17 protein-coding genes are annotated in these 18,201 nt (G+C 62.1%); 7 read left to right on the forward strand and 10 right to left on the reverse strand.

The genetic code is table 11. The annotated features are described in order from the left end of the window. Positions 1-18: 18 nt before the first annotated feature. The 5 genes from RQ479_RS09540 to RQ479_RS09560 form a co-directional block, all read right to left on the reverse strand. Entirely contained in the window at positions 19-2,706 is a 2,688-nt protein-coding gene (locus tag RQ479_RS09540; RefSeq protein WP_376704901.1) for an EAL domain-containing protein, read from the reverse strand. Between the two features lie 174 nt (positions 2,707-2,880). Beyond that, complete coding sequence (locus tag RQ479_RS09545) at positions 2,881-4,416, reverse strand: DHA2 family efflux MFS transporter permease subunit (RefSeq protein ID WP_376704902.1); 1,536 nt, start codon at positions 4,414-4,416, stop codon at positions 2,881-2,883. A gap of 312 nt (positions 4,417-4,728) precedes the next feature. Beyond that, complete coding sequence (locus RQ479_RS09550) at positions 4,729-5,907, reverse strand: HlyD family secretion protein (RefSeq protein ID WP_376704903.1); 1,179 nt, start codon at positions 5,905-5,907, stop codon at positions 4,729-4,731. Next, positions 5,904-6,383, reverse strand: coding sequence for a MarR family winged helix-turn-helix transcriptional regulator (locus RQ479_RS09555; RefSeq protein WP_352911623.1), 480 nt, complete (start codon positions 6,381-6,383; stop codon positions 5,904-5,906). Before RQ479_RS09555 ends, RQ479_RS09550 begins: the two co-directional genes overlap by 4 nt. Positions 6,384-6,539: 156 nt before the next feature. After that, entirely contained in the window at positions 6,540-7,391 is an 852-nt protein-coding gene (locus RQ479_RS09560; RefSeq protein ID WP_376704904.1) for a LysR substrate-binding domain-containing protein, read from the reverse strand. Between the two features lie 207 nt (positions 7,392-7,598). Between RQ479_RS09560 and RQ479_RS09565 the strand changes: the two genes are divergently transcribed. Next, complete coding sequence (locus RQ479_RS09565) at positions 7,599-8,987, forward strand: FAD-binding oxidoreductase (protein WP_376704905.1); 1,389 nt, start codon at positions 7,599-7,601, stop codon at positions 8,985-8,987. Between the two features lie 40 nt (positions 8,988-9,027). Here RQ479_RS09565 and RQ479_RS09570 read toward each other — a convergent pair whose 3' ends face one another. Further along, on the reverse strand, positions 9,028-9,963 hold the full coding sequence (locus RQ479_RS09570; protein ID WP_376704906.1) for a GNAT family N-acetyltransferase: 936 nt from the start codon (positions 9,961-9,963) through the stop codon (positions 9,028-9,030). 217 nt (positions 9,964-10,180) lie between these two features. Here RQ479_RS09570 and groES point away from each other — a divergent pair, with 217 nt between their 5' ends. After that, entirely contained in the window at positions 10,181-10,477 is a 297-nt protein-coding gene (gene groES, locus RQ479_RS09575) for a co-chaperone GroES (protein ID WP_006203049.1), read from the forward strand. 62 nt (positions 10,478-10,539) lie between these two features. Next, on the forward strand, positions 10,540-12,195 hold the full coding sequence (gene groL / locus RQ479_RS09580; protein ID WP_352481739.1) for a chaperonin GroEL: 1,656 nt from the start codon (positions 10,540-10,542) through the stop codon (positions 12,193-12,195). Between the two features lie 321 nt (positions 12,196-12,516). Here the strand turns inward: groL and RQ479_RS09585 are convergent, their stop codons facing one another. Beyond that, positions 12,517-13,116 carry a TetR/AcrR family transcriptional regulator gene (locus RQ479_RS09585; protein ID WP_376704907.1) on the reverse strand — a complete coding sequence of 200 codons (600 nt, stop codon included), beginning with the start codon at positions 13,114-13,116 and terminating at the stop codon, positions 12,517-12,519. A gap of 98 nt (positions 13,117-13,214) precedes the next feature. Between RQ479_RS09585 and RQ479_RS09590 the strand changes: the two genes are divergently transcribed. The 3 genes from RQ479_RS09590 to RQ479_RS09600 are packed head-to-tail and all read left to right on the forward strand — an operon-like array spanning position 13,215 to position 15,127. Then, the gene (locus RQ479_RS09590; protein WP_376704908.1) at positions 13,215-14,225 is read left to right on the forward strand and encodes an NAD(P)-dependent alcohol dehydrogenase; all 1,011 of its coding nucleotides are present in this window, start codon (positions 13,215-13,217) and stop codon (positions 14,223-14,225) included. Between the two features lie 52 nt (positions 14,226-14,277). Next, positions 14,278-14,724 carry an OsmC family protein gene (locus RQ479_RS09595; protein ID WP_376704909.1) on the forward strand — a complete coding sequence of 149 codons (447 nt, stop codon included), beginning with the start codon at positions 14,278-14,280 and terminating at the stop codon, positions 14,722-14,724. 16 nt (positions 14,725-14,740) lie between these two features. After that, a complete protein-coding gene (locus RQ479_RS09600) occupies positions 14,741-15,127 on the forward strand; it encodes a nuclear transport factor 2 family protein (RefSeq protein WP_352569753.1) in 387 nt (128 codons plus the stop codon). Positions 15,128-15,228: 101 nt separating this feature from the next. Here RQ479_RS09600 and RQ479_RS09605 read toward each other — a convergent pair whose 3' ends face one another. Both RQ479_RS09605 and RQ479_RS09610 read right to left on the reverse strand, forming a co-directional pair. Next, on the reverse strand, positions 15,229-15,744 hold the full coding sequence (locus RQ479_RS09605; RefSeq protein WP_376704910.1) for an OsmC family protein: 516 nt from the start codon (positions 15,742-15,744) through the stop codon (positions 15,229-15,231). Between the two features lie 54 nt (positions 15,745-15,798). Then, positions 15,799-16,224 (reverse strand): GFA family protein, encoded by a 426-nt coding sequence (locus RQ479_RS09610; RefSeq protein WP_376704911.1) that lies wholly within the window; start codon positions 16,222-16,224, stop codon positions 15,799-15,801. 192 nt (positions 16,225-16,416) lie between these two features. Between RQ479_RS09610 and RQ479_RS09615 the strand changes: the two genes are divergently transcribed. Then, the gene (locus RQ479_RS09615; protein ID WP_376704912.1) at positions 16,417-17,451 is read left to right on the forward strand and encodes an AraC family transcriptional regulator; all 1,035 of its coding nucleotides are present in this window, start codon (positions 16,417-16,419) and stop codon (positions 17,449-17,451) included. Positions 17,452-17,512: 61 nt separating this feature from the next. Here the strand turns inward: RQ479_RS09615 and RQ479_RS09620 are convergent, their stop codons facing one another. Further along, positions 17,513-18,124: a LysE family translocator gene (locus RQ479_RS09620; RefSeq protein WP_376704913.1), complete on the reverse strand. Its 612-nt coding sequence runs from the start codon at positions 18,122-18,124 to the stop codon at positions 17,513-17,515. Positions 18,125-18,201 lie beyond the last annotated feature (77 nt).

Consider the following 18,201-nt stretch of genomic DNA (forward strand, 5'->3'; position numbering starts at 1 on the left):
TGCCGGGCGACCGACCCGTCAGTCTTTGCGGCCGCCGCCGAGCAATTCCTCGATGTCCTGCGCACAAACCGGTCTGCTGAAATGATAGCCCTGCATTTCGTCGCAATTGTTCCTGCGCAGGAAGGCCACCTGATCATCTGTCTCAACGCCCTCGGCGATGACCCTCAGGTTGAGATTTTGCCCCAATGAAATCACCGCGCTGGCCACAGCCTGGTCGTTCTCGTCGGCGGCGAGGTCCTTGATGAAGGACTTGTCGATCTTCAGCCGCGCCACGGGAAAGGTCTTGAGTGCGCTGAGGCTGGAATAGCCTGTGCCGAAATCATCGATCGAGATCTGGACACCCAGGCTTTGCAGAGCGTTCATGGTGGCGACGGCGAGCTCGATATCCTGCATGATAAGGCTCTCGGTCACCTCCAGCTCGAGATACCTGGCCTCCAGGCCGCTGTCCTTCAGCGCGCTGACGATGCGATCGATCAGGTTGCGTTCCCTGAATTGCCGCGGCGACACGTTCACGCAAACGGTCAAGGGCGGCAGCCCGGCGTCTTGCCAGGCTTTGTTCTGCCGGCACGCCTCATGCAGAACCCAGTCGCCGATCGGTACGATCAGACCTGTCTCCTCGGCGGTCGGGATGAACGTCGTCGGCATTACCGTGCCAAGCGTTGGATGGTTCCAGCGTATCAGCGCCTCGACCGCAAAAACCCGACCTGACCGAAGGTCCACCTGCGGCTGGTAGAGCAGCGTGAATTGCGAACGCGCCAAGGCGTTTCGCAACTCTTCCTGAAGCACGAATTTTTCATGCGCCCTGGTCTTGAACTCGGGAGCGTAAAACTGGAAATTGTCGCGACCGAACTCCTTGGCGCGATACATGGCCGCGTCGGCATTTGCCAGCAGCGTATCGGGATCCGTCCCATCCTTGGGATAGTTGGCAATGCCGATGCTGGCCGTCGCCCGCACAAGATGCGCTCCGAGCTGAACCGGCTCGGCGAGTGCCACCCGGAGCTTTTGCAAGGTCTCCGAGACGAGATCGACGTTCGCCGGCTGATCGAAAAGCACGACGACGAATTCGTCGCCGCCGAGCCGCACGAGGGTATCGGTCGCCCTGACGCAGTCGACCATGCGACTTGCGACGATCTTCAGAAGCTCGTCTCCGGCATTGTGGCCGAGCGTGTCGTTGACGAATTTGAAATTGTCCAGATCGATGAACACCACCGTCACCCAGCGATCGTATCGCTGGGCGTATAGGACCGCCTGCGAAAGCCGGTCCTCGAGCAAGGCGCGATTGGGAAGCCCGGTCAGCACGTCATGGTTGGCCATGAAGTGGATCCGGTCTTCGGCCTGTTTGCGTTCGATGGCGATCCCGGCGATGCGCGTCGTGAAATCGATCAAGCGGGTCTCGGCCTCGGTCGGTTCGCGCACTGTCATCGAATACATCGCAAAGACGCCGAGCACGGCGCCCTGATGCGACAAGATCGGGGTCGACCAGCATGAACGCAAACCATGGGGCCGCGCGAGTTCGCGATAATCCTGCCAAAGCGGATCCTGCATGATGTCAGCGACGATCACCGGTTCGCGCCGATAGACTGCCGTTCCGCAAGACCCTGCCCGAGGGCCGACCGCGGCGCCGTCGACGGCGTCGGTGTAGTCTCTCGCCAGGCTCGGCGCGGCGGCGTGGCGCAAGTGGCTGCCATCCTTGTCGAGCAGCAAGACCGAACCGAATATCCCCGCCAGCTGGGACTCAACCAGACGCATGAGCCGCTCGAGCACGTCTTCGAGGGGAGCGCTCTTTGCGATCATCTCGAGGATATGCGCCTGCCCGTCGCGAAGGATTTCGGCCTGCTTGCGCGCAGTGATGTCCCGGGCAATGCCGACGAGGCCGAAAGTGTTGTTTTGAACGTTGCGCAACGGCAGTTTCGTAGACAGGAACCATTTGCCGGTGCCTGACGCATCGACGACGAACTCCTCCTCGTCGATCATCGGTTGTCCGTCGCGCATCAGTTGCTGCTCGATGAAGCGAAATTTCTGCGCAAGATCCGGCGCGTGAAGGTCGAAGTCGCTCAGACCGATCATGTCGCTCGTGCTGTCCCGACCGCTGTCGGACGCAATGGCTCGGTTGGCGACGACGAAGCGGCTTTCCGTGTCCTTCACCCACATGTAGTCAGGCACCAGGTCGATCAGCGTCTGTAACGAGATACGCTCGTCGACGACCAGGCGGTTGGCGCTGAGCTCGCTGATGTCCTCGTGCGTGGCCACCCAGCCGCCGTCAGGCATCGGTTGATGGCAGACCTGAATTGTCCGGCCGTCGGCGAGCTCGGCTGTCCAGTTCCCCGAAGCAGTGCCCGAATTGACTGCCCGGGCCAACGCCAGGTAGGCGTCCGCATTCATTGCCGAGGTGCCGACAGCGACGCGCCGCTCGACGATTTCGCGGAGCGCCGCACCCGGCTGCAATTGCTCGGGCGCAAGGCGATAGATTTCCGCATAGCGGCGGTTGCACAGGATCAGCCGTTCATCGGCGTCAAAGAAACAGATGCCTTGCGAGATGTTCTCTATCGCGGTCTGGAACCGCAGTGCCTGGTCCTGAAGTGCCGCAATCGTGGCGCGAAGCTCGCGCTCGAGGGCCTCATATGAGGCAGTCGCCAGTTGTGCCAGAGTCGTCAAATTGGCGGATTCGGGCGCTTCGGCGGTTTGCCTGGATGATTTCGTGGCCAAACACAATTCCTCCCGCTGATGCTTGAGGCAAGCAAAACGAGGCTCGCCTTCAACCTAAAAGCGAGTGCATATTGGTCGGGATATACTAATGGCAGGTGAACCGGCTCAACGCCGGCGCGACCGGCCCAAGCAACGAAGCCTCGAGCCGGTCGCGGTTGCGGTAAGCCCTGAGGCTTAGTCCATATGCGCGGCAGGCGCCCCACCGGTGGGCGGCGCAGCCTTTGGCTTGCGCAGCAGGAAAACAAACGGAACGGCAAGCAGTGTCATCATCATCAGCAGCTTGAAGTCATTGACGTAGGAGATCATCATCGCCTGGATATTGACCATGCGATCCATCAGAGACAGCGCCGTCGGATCGCCGCCCGCTGCTGCCGGCAACGCCGCCCAGAGGTTGGGATTGAACGGGTTGACATAGGCCGAGAGCTCGGCGTGGTTGATCTGCGTGTTGCGTACCAGCAGAACCGTCACCACCGATACGCCGATCGACGAGCCAAGATTGCGCACAAGGCTGAACAACGCCGTGGCATCGGTGCGGAAGCGTGCGTCGAGCGTGGCGAAGGCCACGGTGGACAGCGGCACGAACACCATTCCCATTCCAAGGCCCTGGATGACGCCGGAGCTGAGGATAAGCCAGTTGTCCATCTGCGGCGAGAAGCTGGACATCGTGTAGAGCGACTGCGCGGTCAGCAGAAAGCCGATGACGACGAGGATCCTGGCATCGATCCTGTGCATGATCCGCCCGACGAACAGCATCGCAATCATCGTGCCGACACCGCGCGGCCCCAGGACGATGCCGATGGTGAGGGTCGGATAGCCGAAGATGGTCGACAGCATTGGCGGCAGCAGCGACATGCTCGCCAAGATGAGCACGCCCATGACAAAGATGAACGCCAACCCGGTGACGAAATTGCGATCGAGGAAGATCTTCGGGTCGATAAAGGGGTGCTCCGCCGTCAACGTATGTATGGTGAATACCCAGAAGCCGGTGATGGAAAGACCAAGCTCGATCCATATCTCGATCGAGGAAAACCAGTCGACCTCGCCGCCGCGATCGAGCATCAGCTGCAGCGCGCCGACACCGAGCGAGAGCATGGTGAAGCCGAAGAAATCGAAGCTGCGCACCCGCCGGGCGACGCTGGGAAGATATGCGGCCATGCCGAGGAAGGCGATGATGCCGACCGGCAGGTTGATGAAGAACACCCAGCGCCAGTTGAAATTCTCGGTCAGCCAGCCACCCAGCGTCGGGCCAAGGATCGGTCCCAGCATGATGCCGGCGCCCCAGATGGCCATTGCCTGGCCGTGACGTTCCCTAGGGTTGATGTCGAGCAGGAAGGTCTGCGACAGAGGCACGATGGCCGCGCCGAACACGCCTTGCATCAGCCGGAAGAGAACGATGGTCTCCAGGCTCCAGGCGATGCCGCACAGCATGGAGAAGACGGTGAAGCCGACCACGGCCGTCAGGAACAGCTCCTTGCGGCCGAAGCGATCGGCCAGCCAGCCGGTCACCGGCGTCATGATCGCCGCGGCAACGATGTAGGAGGTCAGCACCCAGTTGATGTTGTCGGGGGAGGCGCCGAGATCGCCGGTCATGGTCGGCAGCGCAACGTTGGCGATCGTCGTGTCGAGCGCCTGCATGATCGTCGCCAGCATGAGCGCAACTGTGATCAGGCCGCGGTGCGGTACTTCGCGAAAGGGTTCTGGGCTGCTCATGACGTAAAACTTCCAGCAGGTAACAAAAACGTGTACATTAGGTTTCCGGACGGCGAGGCCCTCGCTGTAGAGAGACCCTCATCGCGGTGGGACGCGAGCATCGATGTGGGGGTTACATCGACTGAGCGTCTCGACAAAGCGTGCGCCTGCCGCCCGGAAACCTGAGGACCGAAGATCCTGCGCGGCGTTGTCTGCTCAGGCAGGCTACAGCGCAGCCCGACCACGCATTCAACTTTTCCTGCGTTTTCCTCGGACCAATCCTGTCACCTGCATCCATCTCGCTGTTTGCTATGCGGCCGCTGTTAAGCCTCCTTACTTGGCCTCGCCTGCCGTGGCGCGGCGGAAAATGCTCGGCAGCCCGCGGGAAACGCCGGTGTCCACCGTGACGGTCGCGCTCATGCCGGTGCGCAGCGCCATCTTGGCGTCGGCACCGGCCAATTCCAGGCGGACCGGAATGCGCTGCGTGACCTTGACCCAGTTGCCGGTGGCGTTCTGCGCGGGCAGCAGGGAGAACTCGGCCCCGGTGCCGGCGCCGATCGCCTTGACGGTGGCTTCGAACGTCTTGCCCGGATAGGCGTCGACCACGATTTCGGCCTTCTGGCCCGGCTTCATGTTTGTGAGCTGGGTTTCCTTGAAATTGGCGTCGACCCAGGTGTCGCCGGTCTCGACCAGCGAAAACAGCGGCGTGCCCGAACCGACATACTGGCCGACCTTGAACGAAGCGGCCTGGCTGATGATGCCGTCGGCAGGCGCCTTGACCGTGGTCTGGACCAGATCGTAGGCCGCCTTGTCGCGTGCGGCGAGCGCCGCCATTACCGTTGGATGCTTGTCGGTCTCGATGTCGGGATTGCCGCCAAGTGCCGCCTTGGCGCTGACGATCCCTTGCTGGGCCACGGCCAGTTGCTGCTTGGCCTTGTCGAGGTCGTTCTTGGCCTCGTCCAGCGACGACTTGGCGTTGATGCCCTTGTGGGCAAGGTCGGCGGCGCGGTCATATTGCGACTGCGCGTACTGGACCTGGCTTTCGTCGGACTTCTCCTGCGCCAGCGCCTGGCTATAGGCCGCACGCAGCTGCTCGACATTGAGCCGCGCGCCCGCCACCGCCGCGTCGGCTTGGGCCAACGCGATCCGGTAGGGCTCGGGATCGATGGCGAACAACACGTCGCCCTGCTTGACAGACTGGTTGTCGAAAATGTCGACCTGAACGATGCGGCCCGCCGCATCGGCGGCTATCGACACCTTGGCCTGCTGCAGATTGGCGTTTTCGGTCTCCTGATAGCGGCCGCCGGTCACCCAGACATAGCTGCCGCCGGCGATCAACGCAGCGGGCAGCACAAACATCAAAAGGAAGCGGCCGGCACGACGCTTCTTCTTCGGCGCCACCGACGCCGGAGCTACCTGCGCAGCGACCGTTACCGGAGTTGCCGCCGGCTTCGCGGGAGCTTCCATCTCCAGCTTGGCCGCATTCTCATCTACTTTGGCTACCGCGTTCATGCTGCTGCGCCTTCCGTATTCTTCACTTTTTCCGAGGGCGGCGTGTCACCATCTGCAAGATTCTGCACCATTGTCTCCAGCGCCTTGACCAGGACGCGGCGATCTTCCGGCGAAACGCCAACGAGCGATTCCTCATAAACCTCGCCGGCTAGGCTCTTGACGTGGGCGTAGGCCGCGTTCGCCTTGGCGGTCGGGAAAATCATGCGCACCCGCCTGTCGGTTGCGTCCGGACGGCGCTCGATCCAGCCGCCCTCCTCCATGCGATCGACAAGACGCGAGACGCTGATCGGCTCGATTTCGAGAAGCTCGGCAAGCCGCGCCTGCGCGACACCCGCCTCCTTGGCGACGCGGACCAGAAGCCGCCATTGCGCCGAAGAAAGGCCAAAACCGCTGGCGCGCGCCTCGAAGCGCTTGCGCATCAGGCGCTGCACGTCGTGGATCAAAAAGCCCAATCTGTCGATGCCATCGGAAACCATGAGCGACATATATAATAAGCGTGCTCATAATTCAAGGAGCCGGATTATGCCAGAAGCCGGTAAGTGTGCATGGCAGTCAGTGCAGGGCGATCGTGGTTAGCAATTTATCACCCCGGACGCTTGTGACGAGTATGCAGAAGATCGGCGTTCAGATGCTCAGACTATCGATCTCATCCAGGCGGAAAAGGCTTCGATATGCGCTTGTCGGGGGTGATTGGCTACGCTGGCAAGGTAAAAGCCATAGCCTGGCAGAGAGAGATCATGCGCCTTGACCAGCCTGCCAGCTTCGAGTTCGCCACTGACGACCACATCGCTGCAGACAGCGATACCTTGGCCTGCCGCGACCGCGTCGATCGCGTGCAGCTCTTCGCGGAAACTTAAGTCCCATGCCTGGTTGGCATTGGGGATGCTGGGATCGATCGAGCGTGCGATCGCCAGCCATCGCTGCCAAGTCGGCGCTTCCGGGTCGCGGTTCGTCCAATTGAAATGGATGAGCGGGTATTGCAGCAGATCGGCGGCGCGCTCGATCTGTCGGTCGCCTCCTGCGAACAGCTCCGGGCTGCATACCGGAAAGAATGCGTCCCGAAAAATTTCCTGCGCGGGAACATCCCGCGGCATCCTGCGCGCATAGCGGATCGCGACGTCGGCGTCACCGGCTCGCAGGTCCAGAACGGCGTCTGTCCCGATGATCTCCAGTGGAATGTTCGGATGCAGTTCGCGCCACTTCGACAGGCGCGGAACCAGCCATCGGCTGGCAAATGCATTTGGGCTCGTCACGCATAACGGGCGTTGGCCAACACCGGCCGAGGCTGATGCTATAGCCGCAGCGAAAGCGTCGAAGCCGCTGCAAATTACCGGGAATAGCCGTTCGCCCACGCCTGTGAGCACGAGCGGTCGTGGGCGCCGCCGGAACAGCAGTTGCCCACAGACCTCCTCCAGCAATCGAATCTGGTGGCTGATGGCCGTTGGCGTCACTCCGAGTTCCGTCGCGGCCTTCCTGAAGCTCATCAGCCTGGCAGCGGCTTCGAAGGCGCGAAGCGACCCGAGCGGCGGAAGTTTTCTCATCCAGGCAGTTTAGATGAATTTAGCTCATCCAGCGACTGAGATATTCGATTTTGCAGCGAATGGCGCCGCATGAGATCATTATGATCCGACACATGTCGGTGAACGAAAGCGGCCTGTCCAACCGTGCCAGATCACGAAGGGTATCCCTCGATGAGCATGTTCAAGCTTATAGACGGTTCCGAGCCGACGTTGCAGGCGCCAGATATCGCCCGGCTCAGGCAGGCGATTCGCGGCGATCTGATCCTTCCGGACGACCCTGGCTATGACCAGGCGCGCAGAGTTTGGAATGGCATGGTCGATAAGAGGCCGGCGGCTGTCTTCTATTGCGCCGAATCCAGCGATGTCGTCACGGCCGTCAACTTCGCCCGATCGCAAGGCTTCCTCGTCGCCGTCCGCGGCGGTGGTCATAACGTCGCCGGCAGTTCGGTATGCGACGGTGGCGTGGTGATCGATGTGTCACGCATGAAGCGGATCGAAGTCGACCCGAACCGCCGCGTTGCGCGCGCAGAAGCCGGCTTGAACCTGGGCGAGTTCGACGCAGCCACACAGGTCCATGGTCTTGCGACGACCATGGGTGTCAACGCGGATACCGGCATAGCCGGACTGACACTCGGCGGCGGGTTCGGCAAGCTTGGCCGCAAACATGGACTGAGCTGCGACAACCTTGTCGCTGTCGAAATCGTGACGGCCGACGGCCGGTTGCTCACGGCAAACGCGGCCGAAAATGCAGATTTGTTCTGGGGCATTCGGGGCGGCGGCGGCAATTTCGGAATAGTCACGACCTTCGAATACAAGCTCCATCCCGTGGGTCCGCTCCTCATCGCGGGATCGATGCTATACCGCTACGAAGAGGCACGCGAAGCGATGCGGTTCTACCATGCGTTCTCGAGCGGCGCCCCGGATGAGCTGAGCCTGGATGCAGCACTTGTGATGGCGCCCTCGGGCGAGCGCTTCTTCAGCATATCGGCGTGCTACATCGGCCCACTCGATGAAGGCCAGCAAATCATTCAACCTTTGAGAGAGTATGGCACGCCGGTTGAGCGCCGGATTGCTCCTGTCCCCTATCTTCAAATCCAATCGGCCGGGGACAGCCTCTTTCCGCGTGGGCGGCGCTACTACTGGAAGGCGCAGTTCATGCGCGAAATCACAGATCAGGCGATCGATACCATGCTTGCGGCTTACATGACTGCACCCAGCGAATCGCTTCTGGTCCTGCAGCAGGTTGGCGGCGCCATCTCGCGAGTACCGATGGACGGAACGCCCTACGCCAACCGGGATGCACTTTACGATTGCTTCCCGATATCGATCTGGGACAATCCGTCTGACGACGAAACGCACATCCGATGGGCGCGTGACCTGTGGGATGCAATGAGACCGTTCTCGACCGGCGGCGTCTATGCCAACAATCTCGGCGAAGAGGGCACTGATCGGGTGCTGGCAGCTTATGGCGAGAATTATCCGAGGTTGGCCGCACTAAAAAACAAGTATGATCCCACCAATTTCTTTCACTTGAACCAAAACATTAAGCCTATGACCTGAGCGACCGCCGCAGGCTGATGCTCGAAATTCTGCGGCGCTGCTACAACTCCAAATTCCAGTTCTGGCCGACCAAATCCTTGCCGAAGGAATGGTGGCGCTCCTCGTTGGTCAATTTAAAGCCCGCAGCCTCATAGATGTGGCGGGCGGCGGCGAGCACGTCATTGGTCCACAGCGTCAGTGTCCTGTAGCCCGTGGCGCGGCAGAAGCCGACACATTCCTCGACCAGCTGCTTGCCGATGCCGAGGCCGCGCGCCGACGGCTCGACATAGAGCAGGCGCAACTTCGCCACCGCGTCCGACTGGCGCACGACGAAGACCGAGCCGACGACCTCTCCTTGCCGCTCGGCGATCCAGCTGCGTTCCCATTTCGGATCGAAGGATTTGACGAAGGCACCGAGGATTTCGGCGACCAGCGCTTCATAGGTTTCGTCCCAGCCATATTCCTGCGCGTAGAGCAGGCCCTGGCGATGGATGATCCAGCCGATGTCGCCGACTTGCAGAGGCCGCAGCATATAGGGAATTTTGGGCTCGGCGCTTCCGCCCAGCAGACGCTGCACAGTCTGCATGGCCTTGACCAGCCTGTCCTGTTCGGCAACCGAAAGCCGATCGAGCAAGGCCGCGACCTGTTCGTGCGAGCCCTGGTTCAGCGGCGCGAAGGCCTGCCGCCCGGCCTTGGTCAGCGCGATCGACGAGCGCCGCGCATCCGCCTCGATCGTGGCGCGCTCGACCAGATCACGCTCCTCGAACTTCTTCAGCAGCCGGCTGAGATAACCGGCATCGAGGCCGAGATCGCGCGCAAGGTCGGTGGCGGTCAGGCCATCGCGATGCGCCAGCTCATAGAGCACCCGCGCCTCGGTCAGCGAGAAGGTGCTTTTCAGCAGCCCTTCGTCGAGCAGCCCGATCTGGCGGGTGTAGAAGCGGTTGAAGGCTCGCACGGCGTCGATCCGCTCCTTGCCTGGGTGATGATGAATGGTCATGGCATCCTCATGTCGGCAAGATCAGCCATTTAGTTGACTTAGTCAAGTATCCGTTTGAAGCAATTGTCCTGATGATGCTCACCGGGCGCCTTGACTCGCGCGAGTTGCCAGCCTATTTCAGCGCCACGTTAGCACTCCCCCAAGATGAGTGCTAACCACATGTCCGGCGCCGCCGGACGGAGGAACTGTTCTCACCATTCTCATCGAGGAATAAAAAATGGCAAAGTCGAAGTTCCGCCCGCTTCATGACCGCGTGGTCGTTCGTCGGGTCGAATCCGAATCCAAGACCGCGGGCGGGATCATCATCCCCGATACGGCTAAGGAAAAGCCGCAGGAAGGCGAGATCATCGCCGTCGGTTCCGGCGCCCGCGACGAAGCCGGCAAGCTCGTCCCGCTGGACGTCAAGGCCGGCGACCGCATCCTGTTCGGCAAGTGGTCGGGCACCGAAGTCAAGCTCAATGGCGAAGACCTTCTGATCATGAAGGAATCCGACATTATGGGCATCATCGGCTGAATATCGGCCTCACCCTCACTTAAATCTTCGGGCTCAATTCAAGCCCCTGCCAGGAGCTAAAAATGGCTGCCAAAGACGTAAAATTCTCCCGCGACGCTCGTGAGCGCATGCTGCGCGGCGTCAACATCCTCGCCGACGCGGTGAAGGTCACGCTCGGCCCCAAGGGCCGCAACGTCGTCATCGACAAGTCGTTCGGCGCACCGCGCATCACCAAGGACGGCGTCACCGTCGCCAAGGAAATCGAGCTTGAGGACAAGTTCGAGAACATGGGCGCACAGATGGTCCGCGAAGTTGCTTCAAAGACCAACGACATCGCCGGCGATGGCACCACGACCGCGACCGTTCTGGCACAGTCGATCGTCCAGGAAGGCCACAAGGCGGTTGCCGCCGGCATGAACCCGATGGACCTCAAGCGCGGCATCGACCTCGCCGTCGCCGACGTCGTCGCGACGCTGATCAAGAACGCCAAGAAGATAAAGACCTCGGAAGAGGTTGCCCAAGTCGGCACCATCGCCGGCAATGGCGATGTTTCGGTCGGCTCGATGATCGCGGAAGCGATGCAGAAGGTCGGCAATGAAGGCGTCATCACCGTCGAGGAAGCCAAGACCGCCGAGACCGAGCTCGAAGTCGTCGAAGGCATGCAGTTCGACCGCGGCTATCTCTCGCCCTACTTCGTCACCAACGCCGAGAAGATGGTTGCGGATCTGGAAGACGCCTACATTCTTCTCCACGAGAAGAAGCTCTCCAACCTGCAGGCCATGCTGCCGATCCTCGAGGCTGTCGTGCAGACCTCGAAGCCGCTGGTCATCATTTCGGAAGACGTCGAAGGCGAGGCCCTGGCCACGCTGGTCGTCAACAAGCTGCGTGGCGGCCTGAAGATCGCTGCCGTCAAGGCGCCGGGCTTCGGCGATCGCCGCAAGGCCATGCTGGAAGACATCGCCATTCTCACCGGTGGCCAGGTCATCTCCGAAGACCTCGGCATCAAGCTCGAGAATGTCGGCCTGAACATGCTCGGCCGCGCCAAGAAGGTGTCGATCTCCAAGGAGAACACCACCATCGTCGACGGCGCCGGCAAGAAGGCGGAGATCCAGGGCCGCGTCGCCCAGATCAAGCAGCAGATCGAGGAGACCACCTCGGACTACGACAAGGAGAAGCTGCAGGAACGTCTCGCCAAGCTGGCGGGCGGCGTTGCCGTCATCCGCGTCGGCGGTGCGACCGAAGTGGAAGTCAAGGAAAAGAAGGACCGCGTCGATGACGCCCTCAACGCGACCCGCGCGGCCGTCGAAGAAGGCATCGTTCCCGGCGGCGGCGTCGCACTCCTGCGCGCTTCGCTGAGCATCAAGGCAACCGGCGCCAACTCCGACCAGACCGCCGGCATCAGCATCGTGCGTCGCGCGCTGCAGGCTCCGGCCCGCCAGATCGCGGCCAACGCCGGTGCGGAAGCATCGATCGTTGCCGGCAAGATCCTTGAGAACAAGGGCGCGACCTTCGGCTACAACGCCCAGACCGGCGAATATGGCGACATGATCGCCATGGGTATCGTCGATCCGGTCAAGGTTGTGCGCACGGCTCTGCAGGACGCGGCCTCGGTCGCCGGCCTGCTGGTCACCACTGAAGCCATGATCGCCGAGGCTCCGAAGAAGGAGTCGGCTGGCGGCGGCATGCCTGGCGGCATGGGCGGCGGCGGCATGGGCGGCATGGGCGGCATGGACTTCTAAGAAGTCCATAAAGCACGCCCATGAATCCAACTTGCTCAAGCCCGCAAGCGGGCTTGAGTGGCGGCATGGACTTCTAAGAAGTCCATAAAGCACGCCCATGAACTCAAGTTGCTCAAGCCCGCAAGCGGGCTTGAGTGGCGGTATGGATTTCTAAGAAGTCCATAAAGCACGCCCATGAACTCAAGTTGCTCAAGCCCGCAAGCGGGCTTGAGTGGCGGTATGGATTTCTAATCCAATCCATCAGTCTTCAGATACGGAAAGGGCGACCGAGAGGTCGCCCTCTCTGCTTTGAGAGCAAGCCGCAAAGCTCAAACAGCGGCGTCAATGCACCGCGGCAGCGGCGCCCTTAGCCAGCAATGCCCCCTCAATCAGCGCGGCGACTTCGTCGGCTACCGCCAGCACCGGGGCGCGGTCGCGGGTGGCGCGTGCGATCACCATCAGCCCTTCCAGCGATGATTCGACCAGCAGCGCCAGCGCATGCGCGCGGCGCTCGGGCACCCCTGCCCTGACGAAGGCCGCCCTGAGCAGGCCTATCCACTGCTCGAAGGCCGACCGGCACAACTCGGCCAACTCCGGCATGTCGGTCGGCGAATCCAACACCACGGGCGCGATCGGGCAACCGAGCGTGAACTGGTTGTCTTCCAGCATGCGCGCGACCGACTGGTAGATGTGGTGGACAGCCACCGCCGGGTCCTTTTCGGCAGCGAGCGCGGCGTCCAGCCTCTGCGTCACATCGGCGACGCTATCGCGCGTCACCTCGATGACCAGCTGATCCTTGCCGCCCGGAAAGTGGAAGTAGAGCGAGCCTCTCGGTGCGCCTGAGGCGCTCAATATGTCGTTGAGCGAGGTGCCGTGGTAGCCGCGCTGCCTTAGCAGCAGCGCCGTCGTGTCGAGTATGCGGGTGCGGGTGTCGTTCGCCATGTCAACCTCTGTCAGGAGCGAGCACTATAGGCCTTGCCTCGAATATAACAACCGGTCTATATAATATGTAGATCAGTCTACATATCAGCGAGAGGCTAATGCGCAGTTATCGTCTTGAAGGAACGAGCGGGACCAAGTGCCTGGTGATGCGTGACGAGGCGCAGCCGACGCCGAAGCCGCACGAGATCGTCGTGCGTGTCCGCGCCACCTCGCTCAACCGCCGCGATACGATGATCCTCAACGGCACCTACCCGCTGGCGCCGCGCCAAGGCGTTATCCCGCTGAGCGACGGCGCCGGCGAAGTCGTTGCCCTCGGCGAGGCCGTCACCCGCTTTGCCGTCGGCGACCGCGTCACCGGCAGTTATTTTGCGCGCTGGATCGACGGCCGCATCAATGCCGGTCTGATCGACCAGCTTGGCTGCACGCTGGACGGGATGCTGGCCGAAAACACCGTGCTCGACGAGCAATGGGCTGTACGGCTTCCCGATCATCTCGACTGGCATCAAGCGGCGACACTGACCTGCGCCGGCCTGACCGCCTGGAATGCCGTGACGGCGGCCGAGATGCCGAAGCCCGGCCAATGGGTTCTTGTCGTCGGTTCAGGTGGCGTCGCGCTGTTTGCACTGCAATTCGCCAAGCTGCTCGGCTGCCGTGTCGCGGCAGTCACCTCGCGCAGGGAGAAGCTGGACCGGCTGCGGGCGCTGGGCGCCGACCTCGTCGTCTCGACCGCCGACATGCCGGAATGGGGTGCTGCGGTGCGCGAGCAGACCGGTGGCATCGACCTCGTCGTCGAAACCGGCGGACCGCCGACCTTCGCGCAATCGATGATCGCCTGCGCGCTTTACGGGCGCATCGTGCTTCTCACCATACAGGATGCGAAAGGCGGGACGGTGCAGATCCCCGGCCCGATCTACCAGCGCAGCCTCGCCACCATCAGCCGCCTGTTCGTCGGCAATCGCACCAACCTCGAAGCCATGCTGCGCGCCATCTCGGTGCATCGGCTTAAGCCCGTCATCGACAAGGTGTTCGCCTTCGACGAGGCCAACGACGCCTACCGCTATTTCCAGCAAGGCGACGTCTTCGGAAAAGTGGTCGTCAACGGCGCCTGACTGGTTCGCCCCCAAAATCTCATCGACCCCCTCAAATCAAAGGAGAGACACAATGACCATTCGTGAAGCAGAGGCTCAATGGCAGGGATCGTTGAAAGAAGGCTCGGGCCGGCTGAGGGTAGGCAGCGGCGTGTTCGAAGGCGCCTACTCCTTCCCGTCGCGTTTCGAGAACGGTCCCGGCACCAACCCCGAGGAATTGATTGCAGCGGCGCATGCCGGCTGCTTCTCGATGGCGCTGAGCGCCATCCTGGGCCGCGAAGGTTACACTCCCGCGCGCATTCACACGATCGCGAAAGCGCATCTCGGCGCCACCGCGGCCGGACCGACGATCACCCGTATCGAGCTGGAGACGGAGGCAAGCGTCGCCGGGCTGGCGGCGGGGGATTTCGAGCGGCTGGCGCAGACGGCCAAGGAGAGCTGCCTCGTGTCGCGGGCGCTGGCCGGCGTCGCCGTGATCACGCTCAAGGCCCGCCTCGTCGAAACCGCTACCGATCACTGAAGGGAAGGAATATCCAATGACACAGGAACTTGTCATCGACATCGCCGCGGCCAAACGCTCCGCCGAGACGGCCGAGATCATGCGGCGCTACAACGACGTCTTCCAGCGCCACGACCCGTCAGCGCTCGACGATCTGGTGGCGGAAGATTGCGTGATCGAGAACACCACGCCGGCCCCGGACGGCGCCCGCCGCATCGGCAAGGGCGCCTGCGTCGAACTGTGGTCGGCGATCGCGACCGGACCCGGCACGCGCTTCGACATCGAAGAAACCTTCGTCGCCGGCGACCGGGCGACGATCCGCTGGCGCTACTGGATGGCCGACGGCAATTCGCTGCGCGGCGTCAACCTGATGCGCGTTGCGGACGGGCAGATCGTCGAGGCCATGGGCTACGTGAAGGGATAGCGCTTGGCGCGACAAGCTGCATTCAGCCAAGCTGCATTCAGTGAGGCCGCGCTCAGGCCCAGCCCGGAATCCCAAAGTTTAGGATTCCGGGCAGGTCGTGGTTACCGCACGATTTTGTGAAGCTTCACGAAGGTCTTGGGACTGCGCTGGATCGTCTGGAAGATCACGCAGTAGCGATCGGTGAGCTCGAGCAGGTCAGTCAGCCGGTCTTGCGCAACGTCGGTCTCGATGTCGAACCGCAGGCGGATCTCCTTGAAGCCGACCGGCACACCTTCGGTGACGCCGAGCGTGCCGCGAAGATCGACGTCGCCCTCGGCGGAGATTTCGGCCGACTTGATCGGAATTTCGAGGACGGCGGCAGCCGCCCTCATCGAGACGCCGGCGCATGCGATAAGGGCTTCCAGCAGCATATCGCCGGAACAAAGCTCCTGTCCGCTGCCCCCGGCCTTCGGATGGATGCCCGCTAGCGCGAGCCCACGTCCTGTCTCGACCTTGCAGGTGACCTTGGAGTCGTCGGCACTGCCCTTGGCCTTTAGCGTAAGAAGTGCCGCGCAAGCATCCTTGCGATATAGATCCTTGATCGGCTCCTGCGTGGCGCGAAATGTCGTGATGTCCATGCATATTCTCCAGTCGTGAGATGTGGCCGTTCGAAATCGTGTGTCATTGCCGGGTTACTCCGGCACGCTCACACCCGAGCCCCCGAGTTCGGCGGGGAAGTCTTTCAGCTTCGGCAATCCGTCCTTCATCGGCAGGACCGTCTCGGCGTAGTTGACATGAACCCCCGGCGTGAACTTCACCGTCGGTATCGTGGCCGCATAGACGTCGACCAGTTCGAGCGGCGGATGATCGGTCATCACATGGCCGCCGCACTTCGTGCAGAACTGACGGTCGCTCATGTCTGACTTCTCGAAGCCGGACAGGAACTCCTCGCCCTTGGTGACCTTGACGTTTTCCGGCTTCCACAGCGTGAAGGCGTTCACGGGAGACGCCGACCACGAACGACAGGAACTGCAATGGCAGTAGCCCATCGCCTCGGCCGCTCCGTGCACTTCGATTTCCACGGCGCCGCAAAAACACCCGCCCTTATGTACCGTCATGACTTAGATCCTCATTTTTCTTGAGTTCGACTGTGCTCAGCAGCTGATTTGAGACAGAGCTCAGCGCCGACGGGGTTTAAAGCTTCCGGCGATGAACGGAATGACGCCGCGTCCGCCTCACTTGACAGCGCGTCCGGAACTCGAAAGGGATGTCGCGCCGGGTTGCCGCGCAACTTACGGGACATGGATGGAATGGCCGGGGACGCTCTGTCTGACCTTTTGAAAAAGGTGCGTCTCACCGGCGCGACGTTTTTCGACATCAAGGCCCAGGATCCATGGGCCGTCTGCTCGCCTGCCCCGTCATCGATACTGCCGAAGATCCTTCCCGGCGCGGACCACCTGATTTCCTATCACGTGGTGACGGCCGGCCGTTGCTTTGCCCGCATCGTGGGCAAGGAGGCGATCACGGTGGAGGCCGGCGAAGTCGTGGTCTTCACCCACAGCGACCCGCACATCATGTCGAGCAATCCCGAGCTCGCGGCCGATCCTCCGACCGCCGATGTCCTGGAGATCGCGTCCGCCAGCCAAATGCCGTTCCACATCAACTATGTCAGCGACGGGTCGATCTCGGCCAGGCTCGTTTGCGGCTATCTTGCCTGCGACGCACAGCCGTTCAATCCGCTGCTCGATGCATTGCCCCCGGTGATCAAGGCCGGGGACGTGAAAGGTGATGCCGGCTGGCTTGGCCAGTTCATCAGTTTGGCAGTCTCGGAAGTGGCGGAAAAGCGGGCTGGCAGCGAGACCGTGCTCACCAAGCTCAGCGAGCTCATGTTCGTCGACGTCCTGCGCCGCTATGTGGAGGCGCTTCCACCGCAACACACCGGCTGGCTGGCTGGCCTGCGCGACCCGCACCTGTGCAAGGCGCTGGCGCTGATCCACGATCGGCCAGAGCACAATTGGACCGTGGAGGCGCTGGCGAAGGAGGCCGCGCTGTCGCGCACCGTGCTCGCCGAGCGTTTCACCAGGCTCGTCGGGATGCCGCCGGTGCATTATCTCGCCAAATGGCGGATGCAGATTGCCTCGGAACTGCTCAGCACCGGCAACAGCAACGTCGCAAACATAGCGGCGGAAATCGGCTACGAGTCCGAGGCGGCGTTCAGCCGTGCCTTCAAGAAGATGATCGGCGTCCCCCCGTCGGCCTGGCGGCTGGGTGTTCGCGCTGCGCCCAGTTTCGGAGGCGGCGAGGCTTCCGAAACCGAAGGCGGGCCGGCCGATCCGCAGCGGTAAGCAATTCCAGGAAAGGTGTGAAACGGTTTTCCGTCCGGAATTTGCGTCAAAACAGAGAGAGCTACCGGTCCGCTAGCGCCAGTTTGGCGCCGAGCATGACAAAGGCTCCGGCGAAGGTGCGGCGCATCCAGGTCAGCACCTTTGGCCGCGACACGACATGGCTGCGGATCGACGCCGCGAAAACGCCGTAGCCGACAAAGACGACGAAGGTGAGCAGCATGAAGATGCTGCTGAGCTCCAGCATCTTCGACAGCGCGTGCGGTTCGGTGGTGCTGACGAATTGCGGCAGGAACGCAAAGAAGAAGATCGACAGCTTCGGATTGAGGATGTTGATGAGTATGCCCGAAGTGATCACTTTGCCGGCGGAGCGCGGCGCGACATCTTCGTCGACGCTCAGGCCGCCCTTCTCCTTCAGCGTGTTCCAGGCCATGTAGAGGAGGTAGGCGACGCCAAGATATTTCAGCGTTTCGAAGGCGACGGCGCTGGTGTGCAGCAGTGCCGCGAGGCCGGTGATGGCGGCCGCCATGTGCGGAATAATGCCGAGCGTGCAGCCGAAAGCGGCAATGATGCTGGCGCGGGCACCACGCGAAAGCCCGGCGCTCAGCGTATAGAGAACGCCAGTGCCGGGCGAAGCCACGACAATCAGCGACGTCAACAGGAATTCGATGCTCACGGATGGTCTCCCGGTGCTGGCCTAGCCGCCGGCAGCGTAATCAGCGGAACGTGCGGGCACAAGCCAGCCTGAGAGCC

Source organism: Mesorhizobium sp. ISC25 (genome assembly GCF_042295465.1).
Classification (GTDB): domain Bacteria; phylum Pseudomonadota; class Alphaproteobacteria; order Rhizobiales; family Rhizobiaceae; genus Mesorhizobium.